17 protein-coding genes and 1 pseudogene are annotated in these 22,101 nt (G+C 73.0%); 15 read left to right on the top strand and 3 right to left on the bottom strand.

Annotated features, from left to right (window positions below; genetic code table 11):
• Positions 1-201 precede the first annotated feature (201 nt).
• The 9 genes from ACWDEN_RS17025 to mug all read left to right on the top strand — a co-directional run bounded on the left by ACWDEN_RS17025 (position 202) and on the right by mug (position 11,204).
• Positions 202-3,735, top strand: a complete 3,534-nt coding sequence (locus ACWDEN_RS17025) for a helicase HerA domain-containing protein (RefSeq protein ID WP_450859534.1) — start codon at positions 202-204, stop codon at positions 3,733-3,735.
• A 213-nt stretch (positions 3,736-3,948) separates the two neighbouring features.
• A complete protein-coding gene (locus ACWDEN_RS17030) occupies positions 3,949-4,482 on the top strand; it encodes an NTPase (protein WP_450859535.1) in 534 nt (177 codons plus the stop codon).
• Between the two features lie 74 nt (positions 4,483-4,556).
• Positions 4,557-4,982: a GNAT family N-acetyltransferase gene (locus tag ACWDEN_RS17035; protein ID WP_450859536.1), complete on the top strand. Its 426-nt coding sequence runs from the start codon at positions 4,557-4,559 to the stop codon at positions 4,980-4,982.
• A gap of 151 nt (positions 4,983-5,133) precedes the next feature.
• The gene (locus ACWDEN_RS17040; RefSeq protein WP_450859537.1) at positions 5,134-6,477 is read left to right on the top strand and encodes a hemolysin family protein; all 1,344 of its coding nucleotides are present in this window, start codon (positions 5,134-5,136) and stop codon (positions 6,475-6,477) included.
• Positions 6,474-7,487, top strand: coding sequence for a hemolysin family protein (locus ACWDEN_RS17045; protein WP_351613370.1), 1,014 nt, complete (start codon positions 6,474-6,476; stop codon positions 7,485-7,487). Before ACWDEN_RS17040 ends, ACWDEN_RS17045 begins: the two co-directional genes overlap by 4 nt.
• A 452-nt stretch (positions 7,488-7,939) precedes the next feature.
• Positions 7,940-8,728 carry an SGNH/GDSL hydrolase family protein gene (locus tag ACWDEN_RS17050; RefSeq protein WP_351613373.1) on the top strand — a complete coding sequence of 263 codons (789 nt, stop codon included), beginning with the start codon at positions 7,940-7,942 and terminating at the stop codon, positions 8,726-8,728.
• A gap of 10 nt (positions 8,729-8,738) precedes the next feature.
• Positions 8,739-9,116, top strand: a complete 378-nt coding sequence (locus ACWDEN_RS17055; protein ID WP_351613376.1) for a DUF4326 domain-containing protein — start codon at positions 8,739-8,741, stop codon at positions 9,114-9,116.
• 73 nt (positions 9,117-9,189) lie between these two features.
• Positions 9,190-10,635, top strand: a complete 1,446-nt coding sequence (gene purB / locus ACWDEN_RS17060; RefSeq protein ID WP_450859538.1) for an adenylosuccinate lyase — start codon at positions 9,190-9,192, stop codon at positions 10,633-10,635.
• 47 nt (positions 10,636-10,682) lie between these two features.
• Positions 10,683-11,204, top strand: coding sequence for a G/U mismatch-specific DNA glycosylase (gene mug / locus ACWDEN_RS17065; protein WP_450859584.1), 522 nt, complete (start codon positions 10,683-10,685; stop codon positions 11,202-11,204).
• A gap of 4 nt (positions 11,205-11,208) precedes the next feature.
• On the opposite strand, the gene ACWDEN_RS17070 is transcribed toward mug, so the two are convergent.
• Positions 11,209-11,652 (bottom strand): hypothetical protein, encoded by a 444-nt coding sequence (locus ACWDEN_RS17070; protein WP_450859539.1) that lies wholly within the window; start codon positions 11,650-11,652, stop codon positions 11,209-11,211.
• 327 nt (positions 11,653-11,979) lie between these two features.
• On the opposite strand from ACWDEN_RS17070, the pseudogene ACWDEN_RS17075 reads away from it, so the two are divergent.
• A pseudogene (locus ACWDEN_RS17075) lies at positions 11,980-12,423 on the top strand (response regulator transcription factor); the annotation flags it as partial.
• Positions 12,424-12,515: 92 nt separating this feature from the next.
• Complete coding sequence (locus ACWDEN_RS17080; RefSeq protein ID WP_351613383.1) at positions 12,516-13,670, top strand: ROK family transcriptional regulator; 1,155 nt, start codon at positions 12,516-12,518, stop codon at positions 13,668-13,670.
• Positions 13,671-13,761: 91 nt separating this feature from the next.
• Here the strand turns inward: ACWDEN_RS17080 and ACWDEN_RS17085 are convergent, their stop codons facing one another.
• The gene (locus ACWDEN_RS17085; RefSeq protein ID WP_351613386.1) at positions 13,762-14,523 is read right to left on the bottom strand and encodes a GntR family transcriptional regulator; all 762 of its coding nucleotides are present in this window, start codon (positions 14,521-14,523) and stop codon (positions 13,762-13,764) included.
• A 254-nt stretch (positions 14,524-14,777) separates the two neighbouring features.
• A complete protein-coding gene (locus ACWDEN_RS17090; RefSeq protein ID WP_450859540.1) occupies positions 14,778-15,662 on the bottom strand; it encodes an RNA polymerase sigma-70 factor in 885 nt (294 codons plus the stop codon).
• 121 nt (positions 15,663-15,783) lie between these two features.
• Between ACWDEN_RS17090 and ACWDEN_RS17095 the strand changes: the two genes are divergently transcribed.
• From ACWDEN_RS17095 to ACWDEN_RS17110, 4 genes are all read left to right on the top strand, one after another.
• On the top strand, positions 15,784-16,437 hold the full coding sequence (locus ACWDEN_RS17095; protein ID WP_351613392.1) for an NADPH-dependent F420 reductase: 654 nt from the start codon (positions 15,784-15,786) through the stop codon (positions 16,435-16,437).
• A gap of 106 nt (positions 16,438-16,543) precedes the next feature.
• A complete protein-coding gene (locus tag ACWDEN_RS17100; protein ID WP_351613395.1) occupies positions 16,544-17,374 on the top strand; it encodes an alpha/beta fold hydrolase in 831 nt (276 codons plus the stop codon).
• A 529-nt stretch (positions 17,375-17,903) separates the two neighbouring features.
• A complete protein-coding gene (locus ACWDEN_RS17105; protein ID WP_450859541.1) occupies positions 17,904-19,487 on the top strand; it encodes an alkaline phosphatase D family protein in 1,584 nt (527 codons plus the stop codon).
• A gap of 316 nt (positions 19,488-19,803) precedes the next feature.
• The gene (locus ACWDEN_RS17110) at positions 19,804-21,240 is read left to right on the top strand and encodes a GNAT family N-acetyltransferase (RefSeq protein WP_450859542.1); all 1,437 of its coding nucleotides are present in this window, start codon (positions 19,804-19,806) and stop codon (positions 21,238-21,240) included.
• Positions 21,241-22,101 lie beyond the last annotated feature (861 nt).

Below are 22,101 nucleotides of genomic sequence, written 5' to 3' on the forward strand. Positions count from 1 at the left end.
CCGCCACGCGCCGACGTGAAGCATCCGTACGAGGCCGACACGGAATCCCGAGCGCCTCGTACCCCGGTAGTCCCCTCCTCCAGTAGTCCCGTCCCCCGGTGCTCCCGCGGCACCGCTGCCGCACGCGGCATCGCCCCGCCCGCGGCCCGGCGCCCGCCGAACCGTCCGCCCTGCCTGCCCCGTCATCCGCCGGAGGCCCCGATGACCACGCTCCCCGACCCTCCCGCCCTGCCCGCCGTCACCCCCGCCGGGGCCGTGCCGGCCGACGCCCTCGGCCCCACCGAGGCGTTCGACGCGGCCTGGGCCGCCGAAGACCTGCCCGAACTCCTGCTCGCGTTGCTGGAACGCCGCCACCTGACCGCCTTCGAGCCGTCCCGCTGGCACGTCACCCCCGCCTCCGACGGTGACGCCCGGCCCCTGCTGCACGAGGTGCTGGGCCTGGGCCGCCCCCGCGCCCAGGTGCCGCCCGGCCCCGCGATGACCCAGGTCCTGACGGCCTGTCACACTCCGGGCCAGGCAACTGTCTCCGTTCTGTTCGGCGACGGCACCGGCCACCGGATCTTCTTCGGCGGGCGGCGCACCGCCGGTGCGGGCGGCGGCAGCGCCACCGACTTCCTCGCCGGACAGGCAGGCGCACTGCAGGCGCACTTTCCCGGACTGCGCCTCGGCCCCGCCCTCCCGCTGAACGGCACCGGCGGCCCGGACCGGACCGCCCTGTCCGATGTGACGTCCTTCCTGTACTCCGCGCCCGCCCTCGCCGTCGTCACCGGCATCCCGTCGGCCCGCACCGACGTCGCCGGACGAGCGCTGCAGAGCATGGACCGGCTGGCCGCGGCGCTCGGCGGCCGCCGCTACGCGCTGGTGACGGTGGCCGAACCGCTCGGCGCCGACGTGCTCGACGAGACGCTGGACCGCACCCGCAGACTCCGCGGTGACACCCACGCCCATGCGCGGCGCACCCTGACCGTCAACCGGGCCGACGGCGTCTCGGCGTCCCACGGCGAGTCCCGCGCGGAAGGCGGAGCACAGGGTGCTCTCGCGGACGCGGCCGGATATCTCGCGGTGCTGGGCGCGTTCTGCACCGCGGCCGGCAGTCTCGTCGTGTCCGTGTCGCGGCGCCGTGCGATGGGCCTCGGCGGTGCCGCCATGACGGGGCTCAGCGGACTGCCCGCCGCCATGGCAGGACCGTCCCGCTCGACGACGAGCGAGACCGGGACGAGCCGCACCGTGACACGCGGCGCCGGCATGGAGGTCCTCGACGCGAACGCACAGGCCTGCGAGGAAGTGCTCCAGCGCCACCTCGACCGGATGACCGGGGCCAGAGGCGACGGCTGGTGGCGGCTTTCGGTGTACGTGGCCGCCGACGGCGACACCACCCTCGCCGCGGTCACCGGCGCCCTGCGCGGCATCTGCACGGGCCCTGGTACCGAGCTCGACCCGATCCGCGTTCTGCGTGCCGACCCGTGGGCCGTCCGCGCCGCCATGACCGGCGCCCGCTCCCTGCACCTGCGCTCCGCCCTGGGCGGACCCGCGCATCCGCTCGGCGCGGCCTTCGACTCCCTCGGCACCTGCGTCACCTCCGCGGAACTGGCCGTCCTGACCGGTCCGCCGCAACGCGAGATCGCCGGGGTGCCGATGCGGGAGGCCGGCGAGTTCGCCCTCACCGCACCGCCTGGGCCCGACGACCCCGGTGCCGCCGTACACCTCGGACAGCTGCTCGACACGCTCGGCCGGCCACTGCAGCCCGTCACCCTCACCGCCGAGGCCCTCAACCGGCACGTCCTCATCGCCGGGATGACCGGCTACGGCAAGACGACCACGGCCAAGGGCATCCTCATCCAGGCCCACACCCGCCTCGACGTGCCGTTCCTCGTCATCGAACCGGTCAAGGCCGAGTACCGCGCCCTGGCCGCCCACCCCGAACTCCGCGGCCGCCTGCGCGTCTACGCGATCGGCACCGACGGCGTGCTCCCGCTGCGTCTCAACCCCCTCGCCCCCGTCGACTCCGTTCCCCTGCTGCGCCACATCGACTTGCTCAAAGCGGTCTTCAACGCGGCCTTCCCGATGTTCTCCGGCATGTCCTACGTCCTGGAGGAAGCGCTCCTGGAGGTGTACGAGGAGCGCGGCTGGAACCTGCACACCTCCCTCAACGACGCCCTCGGCACCAACCCCTCGGCCGAGGACCGCGCCGCCCTCACCCCCCGCCTGCGCGACCTGCACGACAAGATCGAGGAAGTGCTGCAACGCCGCGGGTACGGCCCCGAGGTGCACCAGAACCTGGGCGCCGCGCTGCGCTCCCGTATCGGCAGCCTCCTCGTCGGCGCCAAGGGCCTGGCCCTGGACACCCGGCGCAGCCTCGACCCACGCGACCTGTTCGAACGGCCCTGCGTGGTCGAACTGCGCAACCTCGGCGACGACGAGGAGAAGGCCTTCGTCATGGCCCTGCTCCTCAGCCTCCTGTACGAACACGCCGAGTCGCGTCAGCGTCTGCCCCGCCCCGACGCGCCGAGCAGCCTGCGCCATCTGACCCTGATCGAGGAGGCGCACCGCCTGCTGCGGGCCGGGCGCGGCGCGGCCGGTACCGAATCACCCGACGCCCAGGCCAAGGCCGTCACCCTGTTCACCGACCTGCTCGCCGAGATGCGCGCCTATGGAGAGGGCTTCATCGTCGCCGACCAGATCCCGTCCAAACTCGCCCCCGAGACGCTCAAGAACTCCAACGTCAAGATCCTGCACCGGCTCACCGCCCATGACGACCGCGCGGCCGTCGCCGCCGCCACCAACCTCGACGACGCCCAGAGCCGCCACCTCGCCGCCCTTCCGCCCGGCGAGGCCGTGGTCCACGACGACCGCATGCACGCGGCGGCGCTGACCGCCATCACCGCGCAGCATCCCGACACGGTGCCCGGCACCGTCCCCGACAGCGCCGCCGACCGCACGTACCTCCACCGCAACGCCGCCTGCGTGAAGTGCCCCCGCCCCTGCACCTACCGCCCGACCGCCCGCCACCGTGCCCCCGCCGACCCCGCACTCCTGGCCTTCTTCGAGGCGGTGCTACGGGAGACCGATCCGGAGCAGGCCTGGCACGCCTGGACCGGCTGGCGCGACGCCTGGCGGACCAGCACCCGTGTCCAGGACGAGGAAACCCGTACGGGCCGCCTCTACTGCACCGCCACCCAGGCCGGCCACCGCTGGCTGCGCACCCGCGAGGACGACCGAGCCGGGGCCGCCGACGGCACCGTCCGCCTCCCTGCCCCCGACCGCCTCCTCGCCGTGGACCACGCATCCCGCGCCCTGGCCCGCCTCTGCGCCGCCTGGCTGGCCGCCGACACCCTCGACGAGAGCGCCCGCACGCGCTACACCGACACCGGCCGCTCCCTGCGCACGCTCGTCGCCGACCACCCGGTGAACCCCCGCCCCGGCTGCGTCCACTGCCCGGCCCGCTGCCTGTACGAACCCCAGGCGGCCCGGCACCTGCCGGCTCTGGCCGAGAAACTCGCGGCCCGGGCCACCGCCCCCACCACCGCGTCCCAGCGCGCCCGCGCCCTGGAACGCGCCGCCGCCGAGGACCCGGCCCTGCACCCCACCTGGACCGCGCTCCCCGACGCCACAGCCCGCCGCGACCTGCTGTACTGCCTGGTCGCCCAGTCCGTGTCCCATGAAAACCAGCCGACCCCCGACGACGTCCTGCAGGCCCTGAGCGCCGACCCTGCCGTCCCGGCCCCACGAGACTGAGCGCCGACCTGCTCCGGTACCCACGGGGTCGCGGCATGTCATGGCCGCGTGCCCATCCCCGGCGAACTGGGCGATTCCCCCGGCACACACCATCGCCAGGAGGCCCTGGAAGCCTGGCCGAGAGCACACGGGAACACGGCATACCCCCCGTTGGCCGAGTACGCCGACCAGCGCACCGGGAACCTGTAGGACGGACCCGACATGGAGCACGCGATGCCGACGAGAATCCTGCTGGAGGGACGCCCCGGTGTGGGCAAAACGACCATCGTTCGCCGATTGGCGGGGCTCCTGCGCACCCGGAGGGCTGTCGGCTTCACCACGGAGGAGATCCGGCACGGCGGTGCCCGGAGCGGTTTCGCGCTGGAGACACTGGAGGGCGGTCTGCGAGCCGTGCTCGCCCATGTCGACTTCCCCGGTCCACCGCGGGTGGGCCGGTACGGCGTCGACCTGAGCGTCATGGAGCGGCTCGCGCTGCCGCCGCTCAGGTCGGCTGCGGCGGATCCTGCTCCTGGGGATCTCGTGCTGATCGACGAGCTCGGGCGTATGGAGGTGGCGTGCACCGAGTTCCAGGACACGGTCCGGCGCCTGTTCGAGTCCGACATCGACATCGTCGCCACGGTCCATGCACACCGTGACCCGTTCACCGACGCCCTCAAGCAGCGCCCCGACATCACCCTCGTCCACGTGACCCGGACCAATCGGGACGCCCTCCCCGAGGATCTGGCAGCACAGCTCGAGCGGCCATGACAACCGTCACTCCCTCGTTCCCTCGGCGCCAAAACCGTTCGCCAGACGGGGCGGCGCCCTGCTTGGCTCATCCCATGAGCGATCTCCACATCCGCTTCGCCGGCCTCGCGGACATCGACACCGTGCTGCAGTTCTGGCGCGAAGCCGCGGAAGGAACGAGCATCAGCGACGACCACGACGGCGTCGCCCGGCTCATCACACGAGACCCCGAAGCCCTGCTCCTCGCAGAGCGCGACGGCATCCTCGCCGGAACCGTCATAGCCGGCTTCGACGGATGGCGGTGCTCCGCCTACCGACTGGCCGTACACCCCGACCACCGGCGGCGAGGCGTCGCCACCGCCCTGCTGGAAGCCGCAGAACAACGCTTCACCGCCCTGGGCGGACGACGCGTCGACGCCATGGTCCTGGAGGCCAACGAACAGGCCCACCACACATGGGCCGCCACCGGCTACCACCGCCAGGACCACTGGCGGCGCTGGGTGAAGCCGCTCACCGAGTGAGACACCGAGCCGTCTTTGCCCATCCTTTACCATAGAGGGAGCACTCGGCCCTCTGTGAAAGGTGTGAGCGTCCGCCCATGGGCGAGCCCCCCGGTCCGCGCCACCGCGCGCCCCGTCCTGCCCTGTCCGATCATGGGACGGGGGTGACCCGATGACCGAAGTGCTGCTCCTTCTGGTGGCCATCCTGCTGTCGATGGCCTGCGGCGCCTTCGTGGCGGCGGAGTTCTCGCTGACCACGGTGTCGCGCGGCGAGCTGCAGCGGGCCGCCGAGCGCGGCGAGCGCGGCGCCGCCGGTGCCCTGAAGGCCGTCCGGAACCTGACCTTCCAGCTCTCCGGCGCCCAGCTCGGCATCACCGTCACCAACCTGGTCGTCGGTATGCTCGCCGAGCCCTCCATCGCCAAGCTGCTCGCCGGGCCGTTCCGGGCGATGGGCCTCTCCGCCGGGACGGCGAGTTCGGTCGCCCTGGTGCTCGGCACCGCGCTGTCGACGGTGTTCCTGATGGTCGTCGGCGAGCTGGTGCCGAAGAACTGGGCGATCTCCTCGCCGCTGGCCATGGCCAAGCGGGTCGGCAACCCGCAGCGCTGGTTCAGCGCGACCTTCCGGCCCTTCATCACGCACCTGAACAACACCGCCAACCATGTCGTGCGCCGGTTCGGCATCGAGCCCGCCGAGGAGCTGGCCTCGGCACGCGGTCCGCAGGAGCTGGCCGCGCTCGCCCGGCACTCCGCCAAGGAGGGCGCGCTGGAGCCGGACACCGCCGAGCTGTTCGTACGGACGCTGAACCTGGCCGACCTGACGGCGGTGAACGTGATGACCCCGCGCGTCCAGGTCGTCGCCCTCGACGCGCAGGCGACCTGCGAGGACGTGGCGAACGCGACCCGGGCCACCGGTCTGTCCCGGTTCCCCGTCTACCAGGGCGGCCTGGACTCGGTCGTCGGCGTCGCCCACATCAAGGACATCCTGGCCATGCCGGCCGAGCAGCGCCGCCACCGCCGCGTCTCCCAGGTGATGCGCGAGCCGCTGATGGTCCCCGAGTCCCTGACCGTCGACCGGCTGCTCGACCGGCTGGGCGGCAAGCGCACCATGGCCGTCGTCATCGACGAGTACGGCGGCACGGCCGGCGTGGCGACCCTGGAGGACATCGTCGAGGAGGTCGTCGGCGAGGTGCGGGACGAGCACGACCCGCACGAGACGCCCGACCTCGCCCCCGCCGGGGCGGACGAGCAGGGCCGGGCCCTGTACTCGGCCGACGGCTACGCTCGCACCGACCAGCTCGCGCGCGTGGGGCTGCGGATGCCCGAGGGGCCGTACGAGACGCTGGCCGGCCTGGTCGCGACCCTGCTGGGGCGGATACCGGTGACCGGTGACACGGTCGAGGTCGCGCGCTGGCGGCTGGACGTGGTGGACGCCACGGGCCGCCGGGCGGCGCGGGTGCTGCTGCACGCACCCCTGGACGACGAGCAGGCCCACGAGACCGCGGAGGGGGCGCGATGACCGCCGTACAGCTGCTGATCGGTCTGGCGACCCTAGTCGTCAACGCCTTCTTCGTCGGCGCCGAGTTCGCGCTGATCTCCGTGCGCCGCTCGCAGGTCGAACCGCTGGCCCAGGAGGGCGACCGGCGCGCGAAGAGCGTGCTGTGGGGCCTGGAGCACGTCTCCGCGCTGCTGGCAGCCGCCCAGCTCGGCATCACGTTGTGCACGCTGGTCCTGGGTGTGGTCGCCGAGCCGGCGATCGCGCATCTGCTGGAGCCGGTGTTCCACGCGGTCGGCGTGCCCGTGAGCGCGGGTCACGCGGTGTCCTTCGTGATCGCCCTGACCCTGGCGACCTATCTGCACATGCTGCTGGGCGAGATGGTCCCGAAGAACATCGCGCTGGCCGAACCGGTGCGCAGCGCGCTGCTGCTCGGCCCGCCGCTCGTCACGCTGTCCCGGACGCTGCGTCCGGTGATCTTCACGGTCAACGCCTTCGCGAACGGACTGCTGAAGCTGCTCAGGGTCGAGGCGAAGAACGAGGTCTCGGCCACCTTCACGGACACCGAACTCGCCGAGATCGTCAAGGACGCCAGCCAGGCCGGGCTCATCGACGACCGGGCGCAAGAGCGGCTGCACGACGCCCTGGAGCTGGGCAGCCGGCCCGTGCGCGATGTCGTCGTGCCGCTGAAGCGGGTGGTGTACGCACACATGGGCGTCACCCCGGAGCAGCTGGAGCGGCTGTCGGCCGACTCCGGCTTCTCCCGGTTCCCCGTGGTCGACGTGGGACGCCGGATCGTGGGCTATCTGCACGTCAAGGACGCGCTGGACGCCTCGCCGCGGGACGTGCCGTTCCGGCTGCGGGACATGCGGCCCATCGCGCGCGTACGGGAGCGGACCCCGCTGGACGACGTCCTCACCGCGATGCGCGGCAGCCGTACGCACCTCGCGGCGGTGCTCGGCGACGACGGCCGACTGGCCGGCCTGGTGACCATGGAGGACGTGCTGCGAGAGCTCTTCGGGCAGCCTGCGTGAGCCTCCGGCGGCTCGGACGGAGCCCGACCGGCCGGGGTGCCGTCGTTCCGGGTCCGGGGTGAGACCTTCGTCCGACCCTGGGCGCGGCCGGCCATACCCGGAGGTCTGGTCCGAGCCGGGTGAGGTCCGGTCCGAGCCGGGGTGCGGCCTGGCCACGCCCCGGGGTGGGCCTCGTCCGACCCGGAGTACGGCCTCGTCCGACCCGGGTGTGGCCTGGTACGACCCGGGGCGGGACTGGTCCGGACACCGGGTGGGCCTGGGTGCTCCTGGTCCGACCTGCGGTGCGCCTGGTCCCGGCCCGTGGTGCGCCTGGTCATCCGGAACCAGGGTGAGGCCGGGCGTTTCTGAGGTGGGCCGGGCGATTCCGGGGGCCGGGCGATTCCGGGGTGAGGCCGGGTTTTTGCGGGGTGACCGACCGGTGGGTATGGAGCCGGGATACCATCGCTCACGCCATGCACACGAATCCCACATCTCCCCCGTACAGCAGCCTGGTCGCGGTCGGCGACTCCTTCACCGAGGGCATGTCGGACGTGCTGCCCGACGGCTCCTACCGGGGCTGGGCCGACCTGCTCGCCGCGCGGATGGCCACCCGCACGCCGGACTTCCGGTACGCCAACCTGGCCGTGCGCGGGAAGCTGATCGGGCAGATCGTCGACGAGCAGGTCGACGTGGCGGCGGCCATGAACGCCGATGTGATCACGCTGGTCGGCGGCCTCAACGACACCCTGCGGCCCAAGTGCGACATGGGCCGGGTCAAGGGCCTGCTGACCGAGGCCGTGGAGCGCCTCGCACCGTCCTGCAGGCAACTCGTACTGATGCGCAGCCCCGGCCGCCAGGGCCCGGTGCTGGAGCGGTTCCGGCCCCGCATGGAGGAGCTGTTCGCATGCGTGGAGGACCTGGCGGGCAGGCACGGCGCGGTCGTGGTCGACCTGTACGGGGCCCCCGCCCTGGGCGACCCCCGGCTGTGGGACGTGGACCGGCTGCATCTGACGGCGGAGGGGCATCGCCGGGTCGCCGAGGCGGTCTGGCAGACGCTGGGGTACGAGCCGGAGGACACCGAGTGGCACGTGCCGATGCCGGCCACGGAGCCGCCGGGCTGGGTGACGCGCCGGGCGGCGGACGTGCGGTTCGCCCGGGAGCACCTGCTGCCCTGGATAGGCCGCCGCCTGACCGGCCGCTCCTCCGGGGACGGCCGCCCGCCGAAGCGCCCGGAACTGCTGCCGTACGAGGCGCAGGCGTAGCCTCTCCGTCATGACCACGCGGGTGATCAACATCCGGGGCCGGATCCACGAGCTCGGCCCTCGGCTGGAACACGCGCCCGCCGACGTGGTCTACGTCGGCCGCCGCTGGACGCTGGGAGGCTGGGACCTCCCCCGGCACCCCCTGTACAACCCGTTCGCGTACGACACCCCGAAGAAGAAGCGGGACGGCACCCGCGCCGAGGTCATGGCCATGTACCGGGCCCATCTGCTGGAGCGGCCGGAGCTGCTCGAACTGGTCGACGAGCTGCGGGGAAAGACGCTGGCGTGCTGGTGCGCGCCGCAGCTGTGCCACGCGGACGTGCTGGCCGAACTGGCCGACGCCGACAGGCCGCCGGAGCCGGCCGAGCCTACGGACGCCGCCCAGTGACGCGGCTCTCGTAGCTTCCGCCGAACAGGGCTGTGGCGCTGGCCTGCACAAACCGCCAGTAGAATCTGGTCACGTGACTTCTGCCGCGCCCGCCAAGCCCCGCATCCCGAACGTCCTCGCCGGACGCTACGCCTCCGCCGAGCTCGCCACGCTCTGGTCCCCCGAGCAGAAGGTGAAGCTGGAGCGGCAGCTCTGGCTCGCCGTGCTGCGGGCCCAGAAGGACCTCGGCATCGAGGTGCCGGACGAGGCGATCGCCGACTACGAGCGTGTCCTCGACACCGTCGACCTGGCCTCGATCGCCGAGCGCGAGAAGGTCACCCGGCACGATGTGAAGGCGCGGATCGAGGAGTTCAACGACCTCGCCGGGCACGAGCACGTGCACAAGGGCATGACCTCCCGCGACCTCACCGAGAACGTCGAGCAGCTGCAGATCCGGCTCTCGCTGGAGCTGATGCGCGACCGTACGGTCGCCGTGCTGGCCCGTCTCGGCAAGCTGGCCGGCGAGTACGCCGAGCTGGTCATGGCCGGCCGCTCGCACAACGTGGCCGCGCAGGCCACGACGCTGGGCAAGCGTTTCGCAACGGCCGCCGACGAGCTGCTCGTGGCCTACGGCAGGGTCGAGGAGCTCCTCGCCCGCTACCCGCTGCGCGGCATCAAGGGCCCGGTCGGCACCGCGCAGGACATGCTGGACCTGCTCGGCGGCGACGCGGCCAAGCTGGCCGAGCTGGAGACCCGGATCGCGCGGCACCTGGGCTTCTCGCAGGCGTTCACCTCGGTCGGCCAGGTCTACCCGCGCTCGCTGGACTACGAGGTCGTCACCGCCTTGGTGCAGCTGGCGGCGGCGCCGTCCTCGCTGGCCAAGACGATCCGGCTGATGGCCGGGCACGAGCTGGTCACCGAGGGCTTCAAGCCGGGACAGGTCGGCTCCTCCGCGATGCCGCACAAGATGAACACCCGCTCCTGTGAGCGCGTCAACGGCCTCATGGTCATCCTGCGCGGCTACGCCTCGATGACCGGCGAGCTGGCGGGCGACCAGTGGAACGAGGGCGACGTCTCCTGCTCGGTGGTGCGCCGGGTGGCCCTGCCGGACGCCTTCTTCGCGCTGGACGGCCTGTTGGAGACCTTCCTGACCGTGCTGGACGAGTTCGGTGCCTTCCCGGCGGTCATCGCCCGCGAACTGGACCGCTATCTGCCGTTCCTGGCCACCACCAAGGTGCTCATGGGCGCGGTGCGGGCCGGGGTCGGCCGTGAGGTCGGGCACGAGGCGATCAAGGAGAACGCCGTCGCCACCGCGCTCGCGATGCGTGAGCAGGGCGCCGAGCGCAACGACCTGCTCGACAAGCTCGCCGCCGACGACCGCCTGCCGCTCGACCGCGACCAGCTGGCCGCCCTGATGGCCGACAAGCTGTCCTTCACCGGCGCCGCCGCCGACCAGGTCGGCGCGGTCGTCGGCCGGATCGAGGAGCTCGTCAAGCAGCACCCGGAGGCGGCCGGATACACCCCCGGAGCGATCCTCTGACCCGCTCACCCCGCTCTCCCCGCTCGCCCCGCTTCACCAGGGCGGAACTGGAGGCCGCCCGCGACCGTCTCGTACCGGACGTCGTCGCGGACGGCCTCCGGGTGCTCTTCTGCGGCATCAACCCGGGGCTCATGACGGCGGCGACCGGTCACCACTTCGCCCGTCCCGGCAACCGATTCTGGCCGGTCCTGCACCTGTCCGGCTTCACCCCGCGCATGCTGAAGCCGGCCGAACAGCAGGAGCTGCCGGCGTACGGGCTGGGCATCACGAACGTCGTGGCGCGGGCGACCGCGCGGGCCGACGAGCTGTCCGCCGAGGAGTACGTCGAGGGCGGGCGGCTGCTGACCGAGAAGGTGATGCGGCTGAGGCCGCAGTGGCTGGCCGTGGTCGGGGTGACCGCGTACCGGGCCGCCTTCGGCGACCGCACCGCGCAGGTGGGACCACAGGAGCGGACCATCGGGGACAGCCGGGTGTGGGTGCTGCCCAATCCCAGCGGGCTGAACGCGCACTGGACGGCGGCGACCATGGCGGAGGAGTTCGCCCGGCTGCGGGCCGCGACGCGGGCCTAGGCGGTCACGGCGGGTCGACCTCGGTCACTATGCCGAGGAGCCGGAACGGAAGCTCCTTGTACCCGTGGGACACACCGAGGGCGAACCACCTGTCGCGCACGGGTGCCTTCCACAGGTGGACGTCCGGTACGTGCTCGCTCAGTCCGGCCCAGGGCTCCTCGATGGTCTCGCCGTCCATCGTCCGCACGAAGACGCTGCGCAGGCTGATGCGCTGCGGTAGGCCCCACCGGCTGGTGAGCCGCTCCGTGAGGCCGTCCCGGTCGGCCTCGTACTGTGCCGCCGTCTCCTCCCATTCCGTGCCGTCGTCCTCCCAGAAGTCACCGCTGGTGTGTAAGGCGGCTATGTGGAATCCGGGCCCGCTCTCGCCGTGTTCCGTCCTGCTGTGCTCCGCGGGGAACTCCCGGGCGCACAACAGGTCGATGACGGTCAGGCAGTTCGCGATGTCCATGTGATCCAGTAAAGCGGGCACCACTGACAATTGGCGGGCTGTCAGGCACCCCTGCGGTCCAGGCGTCCACGCGCCCGCGAGCAGCCGAGGGGCCGTCCCAGGCGCTGTGCAGGGCGACTTGGCCGGCCCGGTCGTACAGGAAGTCGGCGATGCCGGCGGACAGTTCGCCGATGGCGAAGACCACGCTCGGCAGGAACGGGATCAACACGGACAGGGTCGCGACACCGCTGCGCGGTACGGCAGCGAGTCCGGCGGCGAACAGCGCCATCAGCCGAGGCGGGGCCGGGCATCTCCGAGGCGCCGTAGGCGAATTGGCGCGACCGGTGGCGCACGGTGGCCGAGCCACCGAAGATCGTCGTCGTCACGACCTTCGAGGACGACGAGTACGAGTACGAGGCCCTCCGCGCGGGCGCCCACGGCTTCCTGCTGAAGCGCGCCCGTCCGGCCGAGATCGTGCACGCGGTACGGCCGGTCGCGGAGGGCGGGTCGCTGCTGTTCCCGGCCTCCGTACGAGGCTTCGCCGCCCGGTGCGGCGACGGCGACCGGCCGGCAGGTGCCGCACTGGAGCGGGCCCGGCTGACGGAGCGGGAGGCGGAGGTGCTGCGGCTCATGGCGCGCGGGCTGTCGGACGCGGAGATCGCCGCTCCGCTGGTCGCGGGCACGTAGACGGTCAAGTCGCATGTGAGCGCCGTGCTGGCCGAGCTCGGCGCGCGCGACCGCACCCAGGCGGTGATCGCGGCGTACGAGCCGGGGTTCGTCGAGCCGGGGTGAGCCCGGCCGGCCGTGCGGAAGCCGGCACTCGCCGGGGCGCGCCGGGCCGAGTACGATCCGCCCAACACGCCCGCGAGCTGGAAGGACGGACGGTGGGGCAGCTGACCGGCGGCGATCCCTCGCTGCTGCGAAGGATCAATTCCGCGGTGGTGCTGCACGCACTGCGTGCCACGGACTGCGCGACGCTCACCGAGATCACCCGGGTCACCGGACTGTCCCGGCCGACCGTCGAGGGTGTGGTCGAAGGGCTCATCGAGGGCGGGCTGGTCGTGGAGACCGCGGCCGACGAGGGCACCGCGCGCCGTCAGGGGCGGCCCGCGCGGCGGTTCCGGTTCCGGGCCGAGGCCGGACATCTGCTGGGCCTGGAGGTCGGACCGCACCGGGTCGCCGCGCTGCTGTCCGACCTGGACGGGCGGGTGCTGGGCGCGCAGGCCAAGGAAGTCGACGCGACGGCACCGGCGGACGAGCGGCTCGACCGGCTGCGCGGCGCGGTCGCCGAGCTGCTGCGCCGGTCCGGGGTCGCGCGCAGCTCGCTGCGGGCCGTGGGCGTGGGCACGCCGGGGATCGTGGAGGCCGACGGTACGGTCCGGCTGAGCACGGCTCTGCCGCAGTGGACCGGCCTGAACCTGGGTGAGCGGCTCAGCCGCTCCTTCAGGTGCCCGGTGCTGGTGGAGAACGACGCCAACGCGGCGGCCGTCGCCGAGCACTGGAAGGGCGCGGCCACCGAGTCGGACGACGTGGTGTTCGTGCTGGCCGGGCTGAGCCCGGGCGCGGGCTCGCTGATCGGCGGGCGGCTGCACCGTGGCTACGGCGGGGCGGCCGGGGAGATCGGCGCGCTGCATCTGCTGGGCCGGGAGGCGACTCCGGAGGCGCTGCTGTCCACCACCGACGAGCCGCTGCATCCGCTGGACGAGCAGGCGGTCGCCGGGGTGTTCACGCTGGCCCGGAAGGGCGACCAGCGCGCGCGGGCGGCCGTGGAGCGGTTCATCCAGCGGCTTGTGCACGACGTGGCCGCGCTGGTGCTGGCGCTGGATCCCGAGCTGGTGGTGATCGGCGGGTGGGCGGCCGGTCTCGACGGCGTCCTGGAACCGCTGCGCCGCGAGCTGGCCCGCTACTGCCTGCGGCCGCCTCAGGTGGCGCTGTCCCTGCTGGGCGAGGCGGCCGTGGCCACGGGGGCGCTGCGCCTGGCTCTGGACCACGTCGAGGAGCAGTTGTTCGCGGTGGACGGCTCAGCGACTCGGCGCTGAGCCTTCGCCGTGCCTGGTTGCGGTCGTCTCGCGGCTGCGGCGCCGTCGCGGCCGGTCGCGCGGTTCCCCGCGCCCCTCGGGGGCCCTGAGGTCAGGAAGCCTGGCGCTCCGGGTCGTGGTGTATCTCCACGTCCGGGGAGTCGCCGAAGGTCAGCCGGCAGGTGTCGGCGCGGTAGGTGGCGACGGACAGGGCGGCGGTGCGGCCCGCGGCGAAGAAGCGGGTGGTGACCACGAGGACCGGGGAGCCGGGCAGCCGGTCGAGGTCCTTGGCGTCGTCGGCGCGGGCGGAGCCCAGCTCGACGGCGCGGTCCTGGCCCTCGAGCGTCAGGTGCTGCAGCTCGCGCAGCACCGCACGCGCGCGTGGCGGGCCGGACGGGGCGTCGATCGCGGAGAGCTCGGGGACGGAGGCCGCCGGGATGTAGAGGAGTTCGGTGGCGACCCGCTGGCCGTGGGACATCCGGGAGCGGCGCACGGTGTGCACGGGCTCGTCCGCGCCGGTCTCCAGGGCCGTGGCCACGGCGGCGGGCGGCACCGCCTGGTCGCAGTCGACGGGCTGCCAGGCGTCCGAGGCGGCGCCCGGCCAGACCTGCTGCTCGGTGCCGACGGCCACGCCCACGCGCGGAGGCGCGACGGTCGTACCGACGCCGCGGCGGCGCTGCAGCCGGCCCTCCAGCTCGAGCTGTTCGAGGGCCTGGCGGAGCGTGGCGCGGGCCACGCCGAAGCGTGCGGCGAGGTCGCGCTCGTTGGGCAGGATCTCGCCGACCGAGAACTCCGAGTCCAGTGCCTCGCTGAGCACGGTCTTGAGATGCCAGTACTTCGGTTCCGGCACCGATTCCAGCTGCGTGGTCCCCACCCTGTCCTCCGCAAGAGCCGTGGTCCGGCGGTTTTTGGCGCCCTTGTTTATTAAAGGTTGTTGCACTTCTCTGCGACCATAAGGCGGCCTTCATCCTTGGTCAAGACCAATCCTCGATCCCCTGGGCAACGCACGGCCGACCTGCCGCGGATCGTTCACAAGGCGTTCGTGCACCGTGGTGTGTGTGACATCGCGGCAAAGCCCCCGTCGCAGGACGGGGGCTCGCAGGCCGCGTGTGGTTCGGCGGCGGTGGCTCAGCGGTCGGCGAGGTGCCGCAGCTTGTCCGGGTTGCGGACGATGTACACGGCCGTGACGCGGCCCTCGGCGACGTCCACCTGGACCAGGCTCTCGGGCTTGCCGTCGGACAGGACCAGCAGCGCCGGGCCGCCGTTGGCCTCCAGGAAGCGGTGGGACAGGGCAGCAGCGGACTGCTGGGCGACGGCGACGAGGAACCGGCCGACCTTGTCGGCGGTGTGCAGGACCCGCAGTGGCGCCTTGGCCTTGCCGCCGCTGTCGCCGACCAGGCGGACGTCCGGAGCGAGCAGGGACATGAGCCCGTCCAGGTCGCCGTCGGCCGCGGCGGCGAGGAAACGTTCGGTCAGCTCGCGTCGCCGGCCGGGGTCGACGTCGTAGCGCGGTCGCCGTTCGTCGACGTGCCGGCGTGCCCGCCCGGCCAGTTGGCGTACCGCCGCCTCGCCGCGGTCGAGCAGGGCGGCGATCTCGGCGTACGGGTAGCCGAAGGCCTCCCTGAGCACGAAGACGGCCCGCTCCAGCGGCGACAGCGACTCCAGGACGACCAGCAGGGCGAGCGAGACGCTGTCGGCGAGCACGGCGTGCTCCGCCGCGTCCGGGGCCGTGTCGCCGAACTCGGTGAGATACGGCTCCGGCAGCCACGGCCCGACGTACGCCTCGCCGCGCGTCCGCACCTGGCGCAGCCGGTCGATGGCCAGTCGGGTGGTGATGCGCACCAGGTAGGCGCGCGGTTCGCGGATCTCCGCGTGGTCGGCGCGGGACCAGCGCAGCCAGGCGTCCTGCACCACGTCCTCGGCGTCGGCCACGCGGCCGAGCATGCGATAGGCGACGCCCATGAGCAGCGGGCGGTGCTCTTCGAAGACATCGGTCGCGGTCTCGGCGGTCACCGCTCCATCCCATCCGACACGCGCGGGGGCTGTCCACCCGGAATCGGCCCGTCCGGCGCCGCTTCGGATCACAATGACCGCGGACCGCCGGAAGTCGGCGGCCGGCAACGGGAGGTGGCCGATGCGATACGCGGTGCTCGGCACGGGTGAGGTGGGCCGCACGCTGGGCGGCAGACTGGTGGAGCTGGGGCACGAGGTGACCCTGGGATCACGCGTCAAGGACAACCCGGTCGCGCTGGAGTGGGCCACGGCCTCCGCGGAGCGGGCCCGCGCGGGCACGTTCGCGGAGGCGGCCGCCTCGGCCGAGGTGGTCATCAACGCGGTGGGCGGCCGGGTCGCGCTCGACGCCCTGCGGGCGGTCGGCGCGGAGCACCTCGACGGCAAGGTCGTGGTGGACGTCTCCAATCCGCTGGCCTTCGAGGACGGTCAACCGCGGCTGGACCCGGTGGAGTCGGACAGCGTGGGCGAGCAGATCCAGCGTGCCTTTCCGCACGCGCGCGTGGTGAAGACGCTGAACACGGTGAACTGTCAGGTGATGGTGGATCCGGGCCGGGTGCCGGGGGCGCACCACCTGTTCGTGTGCGGTGAGGAGGCCGGGGCCAAGGAGCAGGTGACGGCGCTGCTCGGGGAGTTCGGCTGGCCGGCCGAGCGGGTGCTGGACCTAGGCGGGATCCGGGCCGCGCGGGCGACGGAGATGTATCTGCCGCTGTGGCTCACCATGATGCGGCAGTTGGGGACCGCGGACTTCAACATCGAGGTGCGCCGGGCGGATTGACCACCGCCGGAGCGCGGGACGTACTCCCACCCGGGGGCTACCGGCCGGTAGCAATTGCTGACAAACTGTCTACGGCGTCCGTCAGCACCCAGACGAGGAGCACCCCATGTCCGCCACCGTCGCCTTCAAGGTCCCCACTCCGCACGGCCCGAAGGACGTGACCGTGTCCTACGCGCGCGTGGGACGCGGCGAGCCGCTGGTGCTGCTGCACGGCATCGGCCATCACCGGCAGGCCTGGGACCCGGTGGCGGACATCCTCGCCACCGAGCGCGACGTGATCGCCGTCGACCTGCCGGGCTTCGGCGCGTCCCCGGGCCTGCCGGACGGCCTCGCCTACGACCTGCCCACCACCAACTCCGTACTCGGCGCCCTGTTCGAGGCGCTGGAGCTGGACCGGCCGCACATCGCGGGCAATTCGCTGGGCGGCCTGCTCGCCCTGGAGCTCGGCCGGGAGAAGCTCGCACGGTCCGTCACCGCCCTCTCCCCGGCCGGGTTCTGGACGGAGGCCGAGCGCCGGTACGCCTTCGCGGTACTGCTCGCGATGCGGGGCATCGCCCAGCGGCTCCCGCTGCCGCTGGTGGAGCAGTTGTCGCGCACCGCGGCCGGCCGTACCGCGCTGACGAGCACCATCTACGCACGACCCGCGCGCCGCGCCCCGCAGGCCGTCGTCGCCGAGACACTCGCGCTGGCGGGCGCCACCGGGTTCGGCGCGACGCTGCGGGCGGGCAGCACCGTCCGGTTCACCGACGGCCTGCCGGGTCTGCCGGTCACGGTGGCCTGGGGCACCCGGGACCGGCTCCTCGTACGCCGTCAGGGCGTGCGTGCCAAGCAGCTCATCCCGCACGCCCGGCTGGTGCGGCTGCCCGGCTGCGGCCACTGCCCGATGAACGACGACCCGGCCCTGGTCGCACGGGTCATCCTGGACGGCAGCCGCTGAACGGGCGACCGGCGGCCACTTGCCGCGGCGACTCCGTGGCGGGCAGGCGGGACCGTGCTCGCTGAAGAGGGCCGGTTCCGGCCGACGGTGGGGCGGCCCCGGTGCGGTACCGGCCCGGGGCGCCCGTGAGGTACCCGCACTGTGCCACCGACCATGACCGCGCCGGTGCCGAGCCGTCCCGAAGTGGCCGGCCCCGGCCTGCGCGGGCGAGCCGTGTGCGTGTACGGGCGCCACGCCGGCCGGAACATTCCCCGCCTGCCGGGCCCGGGGAGCGTCGGCACCGGCTCCTGACACGCTCAGGCACACGCACGCGTGCGTAGGTGCGGGCATCGCGCGTAGGTGCGGGAATGCGGAGCCGCCGTCGGCGGGGTGTACAGGCCCTTCCCGCGGACGGTCCGTCCCATCCCCCGGGCCGCCCCGGCGACTACACCCCGGGCGTGTTGTTCACTTCGGGTTTCCGCGTGCGCCGCAGCGTCCCAGTAGGTGTGGCTCTGCACACTGGCCGGATCCCGCTCCTGGAGGCACAGCCATGTCAGACCGTCCGATCCCCGGCCGCCGCAGCGTTCTGCGCGGCGGCCTCGCCGCGTCGGCGGCCCTCACCCTGCCCGTGGGCCTCGGCGCGGCCCCGGCGTTCGCCCGCTCCGGGCGCCCCCAGGCGAGCTGGGGCGTGCAGGCGGGCGATGTGACCACCGACTCCGGCCTGGTGTGGGTCCGTTCGGACCGGGCGGCCCGGATGATCGTGGAGACCTCGGCCACCGAGTCGTTCCGCAACCCGCACAGATGGCACGGTCCGCTGCTGGGCTCGGGCACGGACTTCACCGGCACCACCCGGCTGCACGGCCTGCCGTCGGGCGAGCAGATCCACTACCGCGTGCTGCTCGCCGACCCGGACGACCCGAGCCGCACGAGCGAGCCGGTCACCGGCACCTTCCGTACCGCGCCCGCCCGGCGCCGCCAGGGCGTGCGGTTCGTCTGGTCCGGCGATCTGGCCGGGCAGGGCTGGGGCATCAACGAGTCCATCGGCGGTTACCGCATCTTCGACGCGATGGCGAAGGTCGACCCCGACTTCTTCCTGTGCAGCGGCGACAACATCTACGCCGACGGCCCCATCGCGGCGACCGCGACCCTGCCCGACGGCAGCGTCTACCGGAACGTCACCACCGAGGAGAAGTCGCACGTCGCGACCACCCTGGACGACTACCGGGGCAACTTCCGCTACAACCTGCTGGACTCGGCGCTGCGCCGGTTCAACGCCCAGGTGCCGAACATCATCCAGTGGGACGACCACGAGGTCCGCAACAACTGGTACCCGGGCGAGGTCATCGGTACCGGCACCCCCTACCCGGTCGGCACCAGGCTCGACGACCTGGCGCTGCGCTCCCGGCAGGCGTTCTCCGAGTACTTCCCGATCTCGACCATCAGCGAACGCCCGGACGGCCGGATCTACCGGGTCGTCCACCACGGTCCGCTGCTCGACGTGTTCGTGCTCGACATGCGCACCTACCGCGACGCGAACTCCCCCGACAACCAGACCACGGACCCGGTGGGCATCCTCGGCCGCGAGCAGCTGGAGTGGCTCAAGCGGGAGCTCGCCAAGTCCCGGGCGGTGTGGAAGGTGATCGCCAACGACATGCCGCTCGGGCTGGTCGTCCCCGACCCCGTCGAGGGCAAGCCGAACTTCGAGGCCGTCGCGCAGGGCGACCCGGGCGCTCCGCTCGGCCGCGAGCTGCAGATCGCCGAGCTGCTGCGGTTCATCAAGCACCGGCGGATCACCGGCACGGTGTGGCTGACGGCCGACGTGCACCACACCTCGGCCCAGCACTACGACCCGTCGCGGGCCGCGTTCAAGGACTTCGAGCCGTTCTGGGAGTTCGTCTCCGGCCCGCTCAACGCCGGCGCGTTCCCGGCCAACGCCTTGGACGGCACGTTCGGCCCGGACCGGGTGTTCGTGAAGGCGCCCACCGCCTCCAACGTGTCGCCTGCGCAGGGCTACCAGTTCTTCGGCGAGGTCGACATCGACGGCGACAGCGGTGAACTGACGGTCCGGCTGCGCGAGTACGACGGCACCGTGCTGTTCACGCAGACACTCCAGCCGGGCCGGGTCGGCCAGTAGGCACCGACCGGCCCGCCGGTCCCGTACCCTTCGTCCGTGCCGCGCCCCGGCGTCATCCCACGGAGCGCGGCACGGTCAACTCCTCTGGAGCGCTGTCGTTTTCACAGGTCAGGCCGATTGTCAGTGGTCGCCTCTACGGTTTTCGTATGACGCGAGCACTGGATGACGACAACGCCACGATCTGGGGCCGAGCGGCGCGGAGCCGACAGACCGTAGAAAACGCAACAAAACGGACGGAGCATGCTTTACCCATCGGTCACAATCAGTTCGTGATCACGCAACACCGTTCCTTCACAGTGGCTGCATGACTCCAGACATGTCTGATGTGACCCGGACGAAGCACGGACGCCCCGTGCACCACTGGCGGCGGGACGTCGTCGAGCTCGCCGCGCTGTTCACGGCCGTCGCCGTGGCCGACGCCGTGGCGAACCTGGTCGGGCACGGCCCCGACGGCCCGGCCCTGCTGGTGATCTCGGCGCTCGTGCTGGCCGCGACGGCCGGCTTCCATACCTGGTGGGAACGGCGCCACGGACACGCACCGCCGGCCGGTGATACCGGCGCCCGGCCGGCCGCCGAGACGCGGCCGGCCGGGCCCTCCGGGCAGCCGGGCGACGACACCGACGCCGTGGCCCGCACCGGTGCGCTCTGGCGGATGCGGACCACCGTGAAGGACGAGCCGGGCTCGCTGGCAGCGCTGTGCACGGCACTGGCCGAGCGGCACATCGACATCCTGAGCCTCCAGACGCACCCGCTCGCCGACGGCACGGTGGACGAGTTCCTGCTGCGGGCTCCGGGCGCCATGGACGCGGCCGAGATCACCCGGGCGGTCTCACGGGCCGGCGGTGAGTCGACCTGGATCGAACGGGCCGACGCCCACGACCTGGTCGACGCCCCCACCCGAGTGCTCGGGCTGGCCGCGCGCACCGCACTGGACGCCGCCGAACTGCCGCTGGCGCTGCGCTCGTTGCTGGGCCGGTGCACGATCCGCTCACTGCCCGGGACACCGATCGGCGGGGGCCGGGGGCCCGAGCCGGTGCCGGCCGAGGGCGTGCTGGAGGACACCGTGATGCGGCTGCCGGCGCCGGAGGGCGGGGTGCTCACCGTGGAGCGGCCGTATCTGCCGTTCACGCCCACCGAGTTCGCCCGGGCCCGGGCGCTGGTGGACCTCGACAACCGGCTCGGTCCGCGGATCCCGCGCGGCAAGGACGTGCTGACGCTGCCCGAGGGCAGCGACATCACCGTACGCCGGGCGGACACCGGAGACGTGGCCGCGGCGAAGGCGATGCACGAAAGGTGCTCGCCGCGTACCCTCGGCATGCGCTATCACGGCCCGGTCGGGGACGCGGACCGCTATCTGAACCACCTGCTCAGCCCCCGTTTCGGCCGGACGCTGGCCGCGCAGACCACCTCCGGTCGCATCGTCGGCCTCGGGCATCTGCTGTGGGACGGCGACGAGACGGAGATCGCGCTGCTGATCGAGGACGACTGGCAGCAGCGCGGCGTCGGCGGTGAACTGCTCGGCCGGCTGGTGGCGATGGCTGTGGAGGCCGGCTGCGAGAGCGTGTACGCCGTGACGCAGGCGTCCAACACCGGCATGGTCGCCGCGATGCGCGGCCTCGGCCTGCCCCTGGACTACCAGATCGAGGAGGGCACGCTCGTCATCACCGCCCGCCTGGACGCCACACCGGTCTCCTCCCGAGCGCCGCACACCACCGGCCTCCGCCACCTCGGCGACCCAGCCCACCGCGACTGACACCCCACCCGGCCACAGCCAACCTTCCTCAGCGCCCCGGCCCGGCACGGGAAACCGGTCCGGGACCGGGGGGCGCGGGGCAGGGCCGGCGGGGCGGGGCGAGGCGGGCTGGCAGCCCGGGCGGAATCCGGCAGCTTGAGCCGAAGCCGACAGCCCGGACCGAGGCCGACCAGCCTGGGCCGAGGCCGACCAGCCTGGGCCGAGGCCGACAGCCCGGGCCGGGGACGGGCAGCCCAGGGCGAGGCCAACAACTCGGGGCGGGAATCGGCAGCTTGAGCCCAAGCCGCAAGCCCGGGCTAAGGCCGACAGCCCGGCCGGGGCCGATGGCCGGGGGCGGGGCCGACGATCGGCGCCGGACTCAGGGCCGGGGCGGAGCCGGCAGCATGAGCCGAAGTCGCAAGCCCGAGCTAAGGCCGACAACCGGCCGGGTCGGGGCCGGGGCCGACAGCCGGGCCGGGATCGCGGCTGGGTCCGGGATCTGCGGGCCGGGGCGGGATCTGCATCCACGGCCTGAGCCGACGGCCGGGGCCGGACTCAGGTCCGAGACCGACCATGGCCAGACTCACGGCCGGACCCGGGATCCTCTGCCCCCGGCAGGATCTGCATCCACGGCCTGTCCCGACGGCCGAGGCCGGACTCAGGTCCGAGACCGACCATGGCCAGACTCACGGCCGGACCCGGGATCCGCTGCCCCCGGCAGGATCTGCATCCACGGCCTGTCCCGACGGCCGAGGCCGGACTCAGGTCCGAGACCGACCATGGCCAAACTCACGGCCGGACCCGGGATCCGCTGCCCCCGGCAGGATCTGCATCCACGGCCTGTCCCGACGGCCGAGGCCGGACTCAGGTCCGAGACCGACC

The sequence above is a fragment of the Streptomyces sp. NPDC001153 genome (assembly GCF_053598315.1).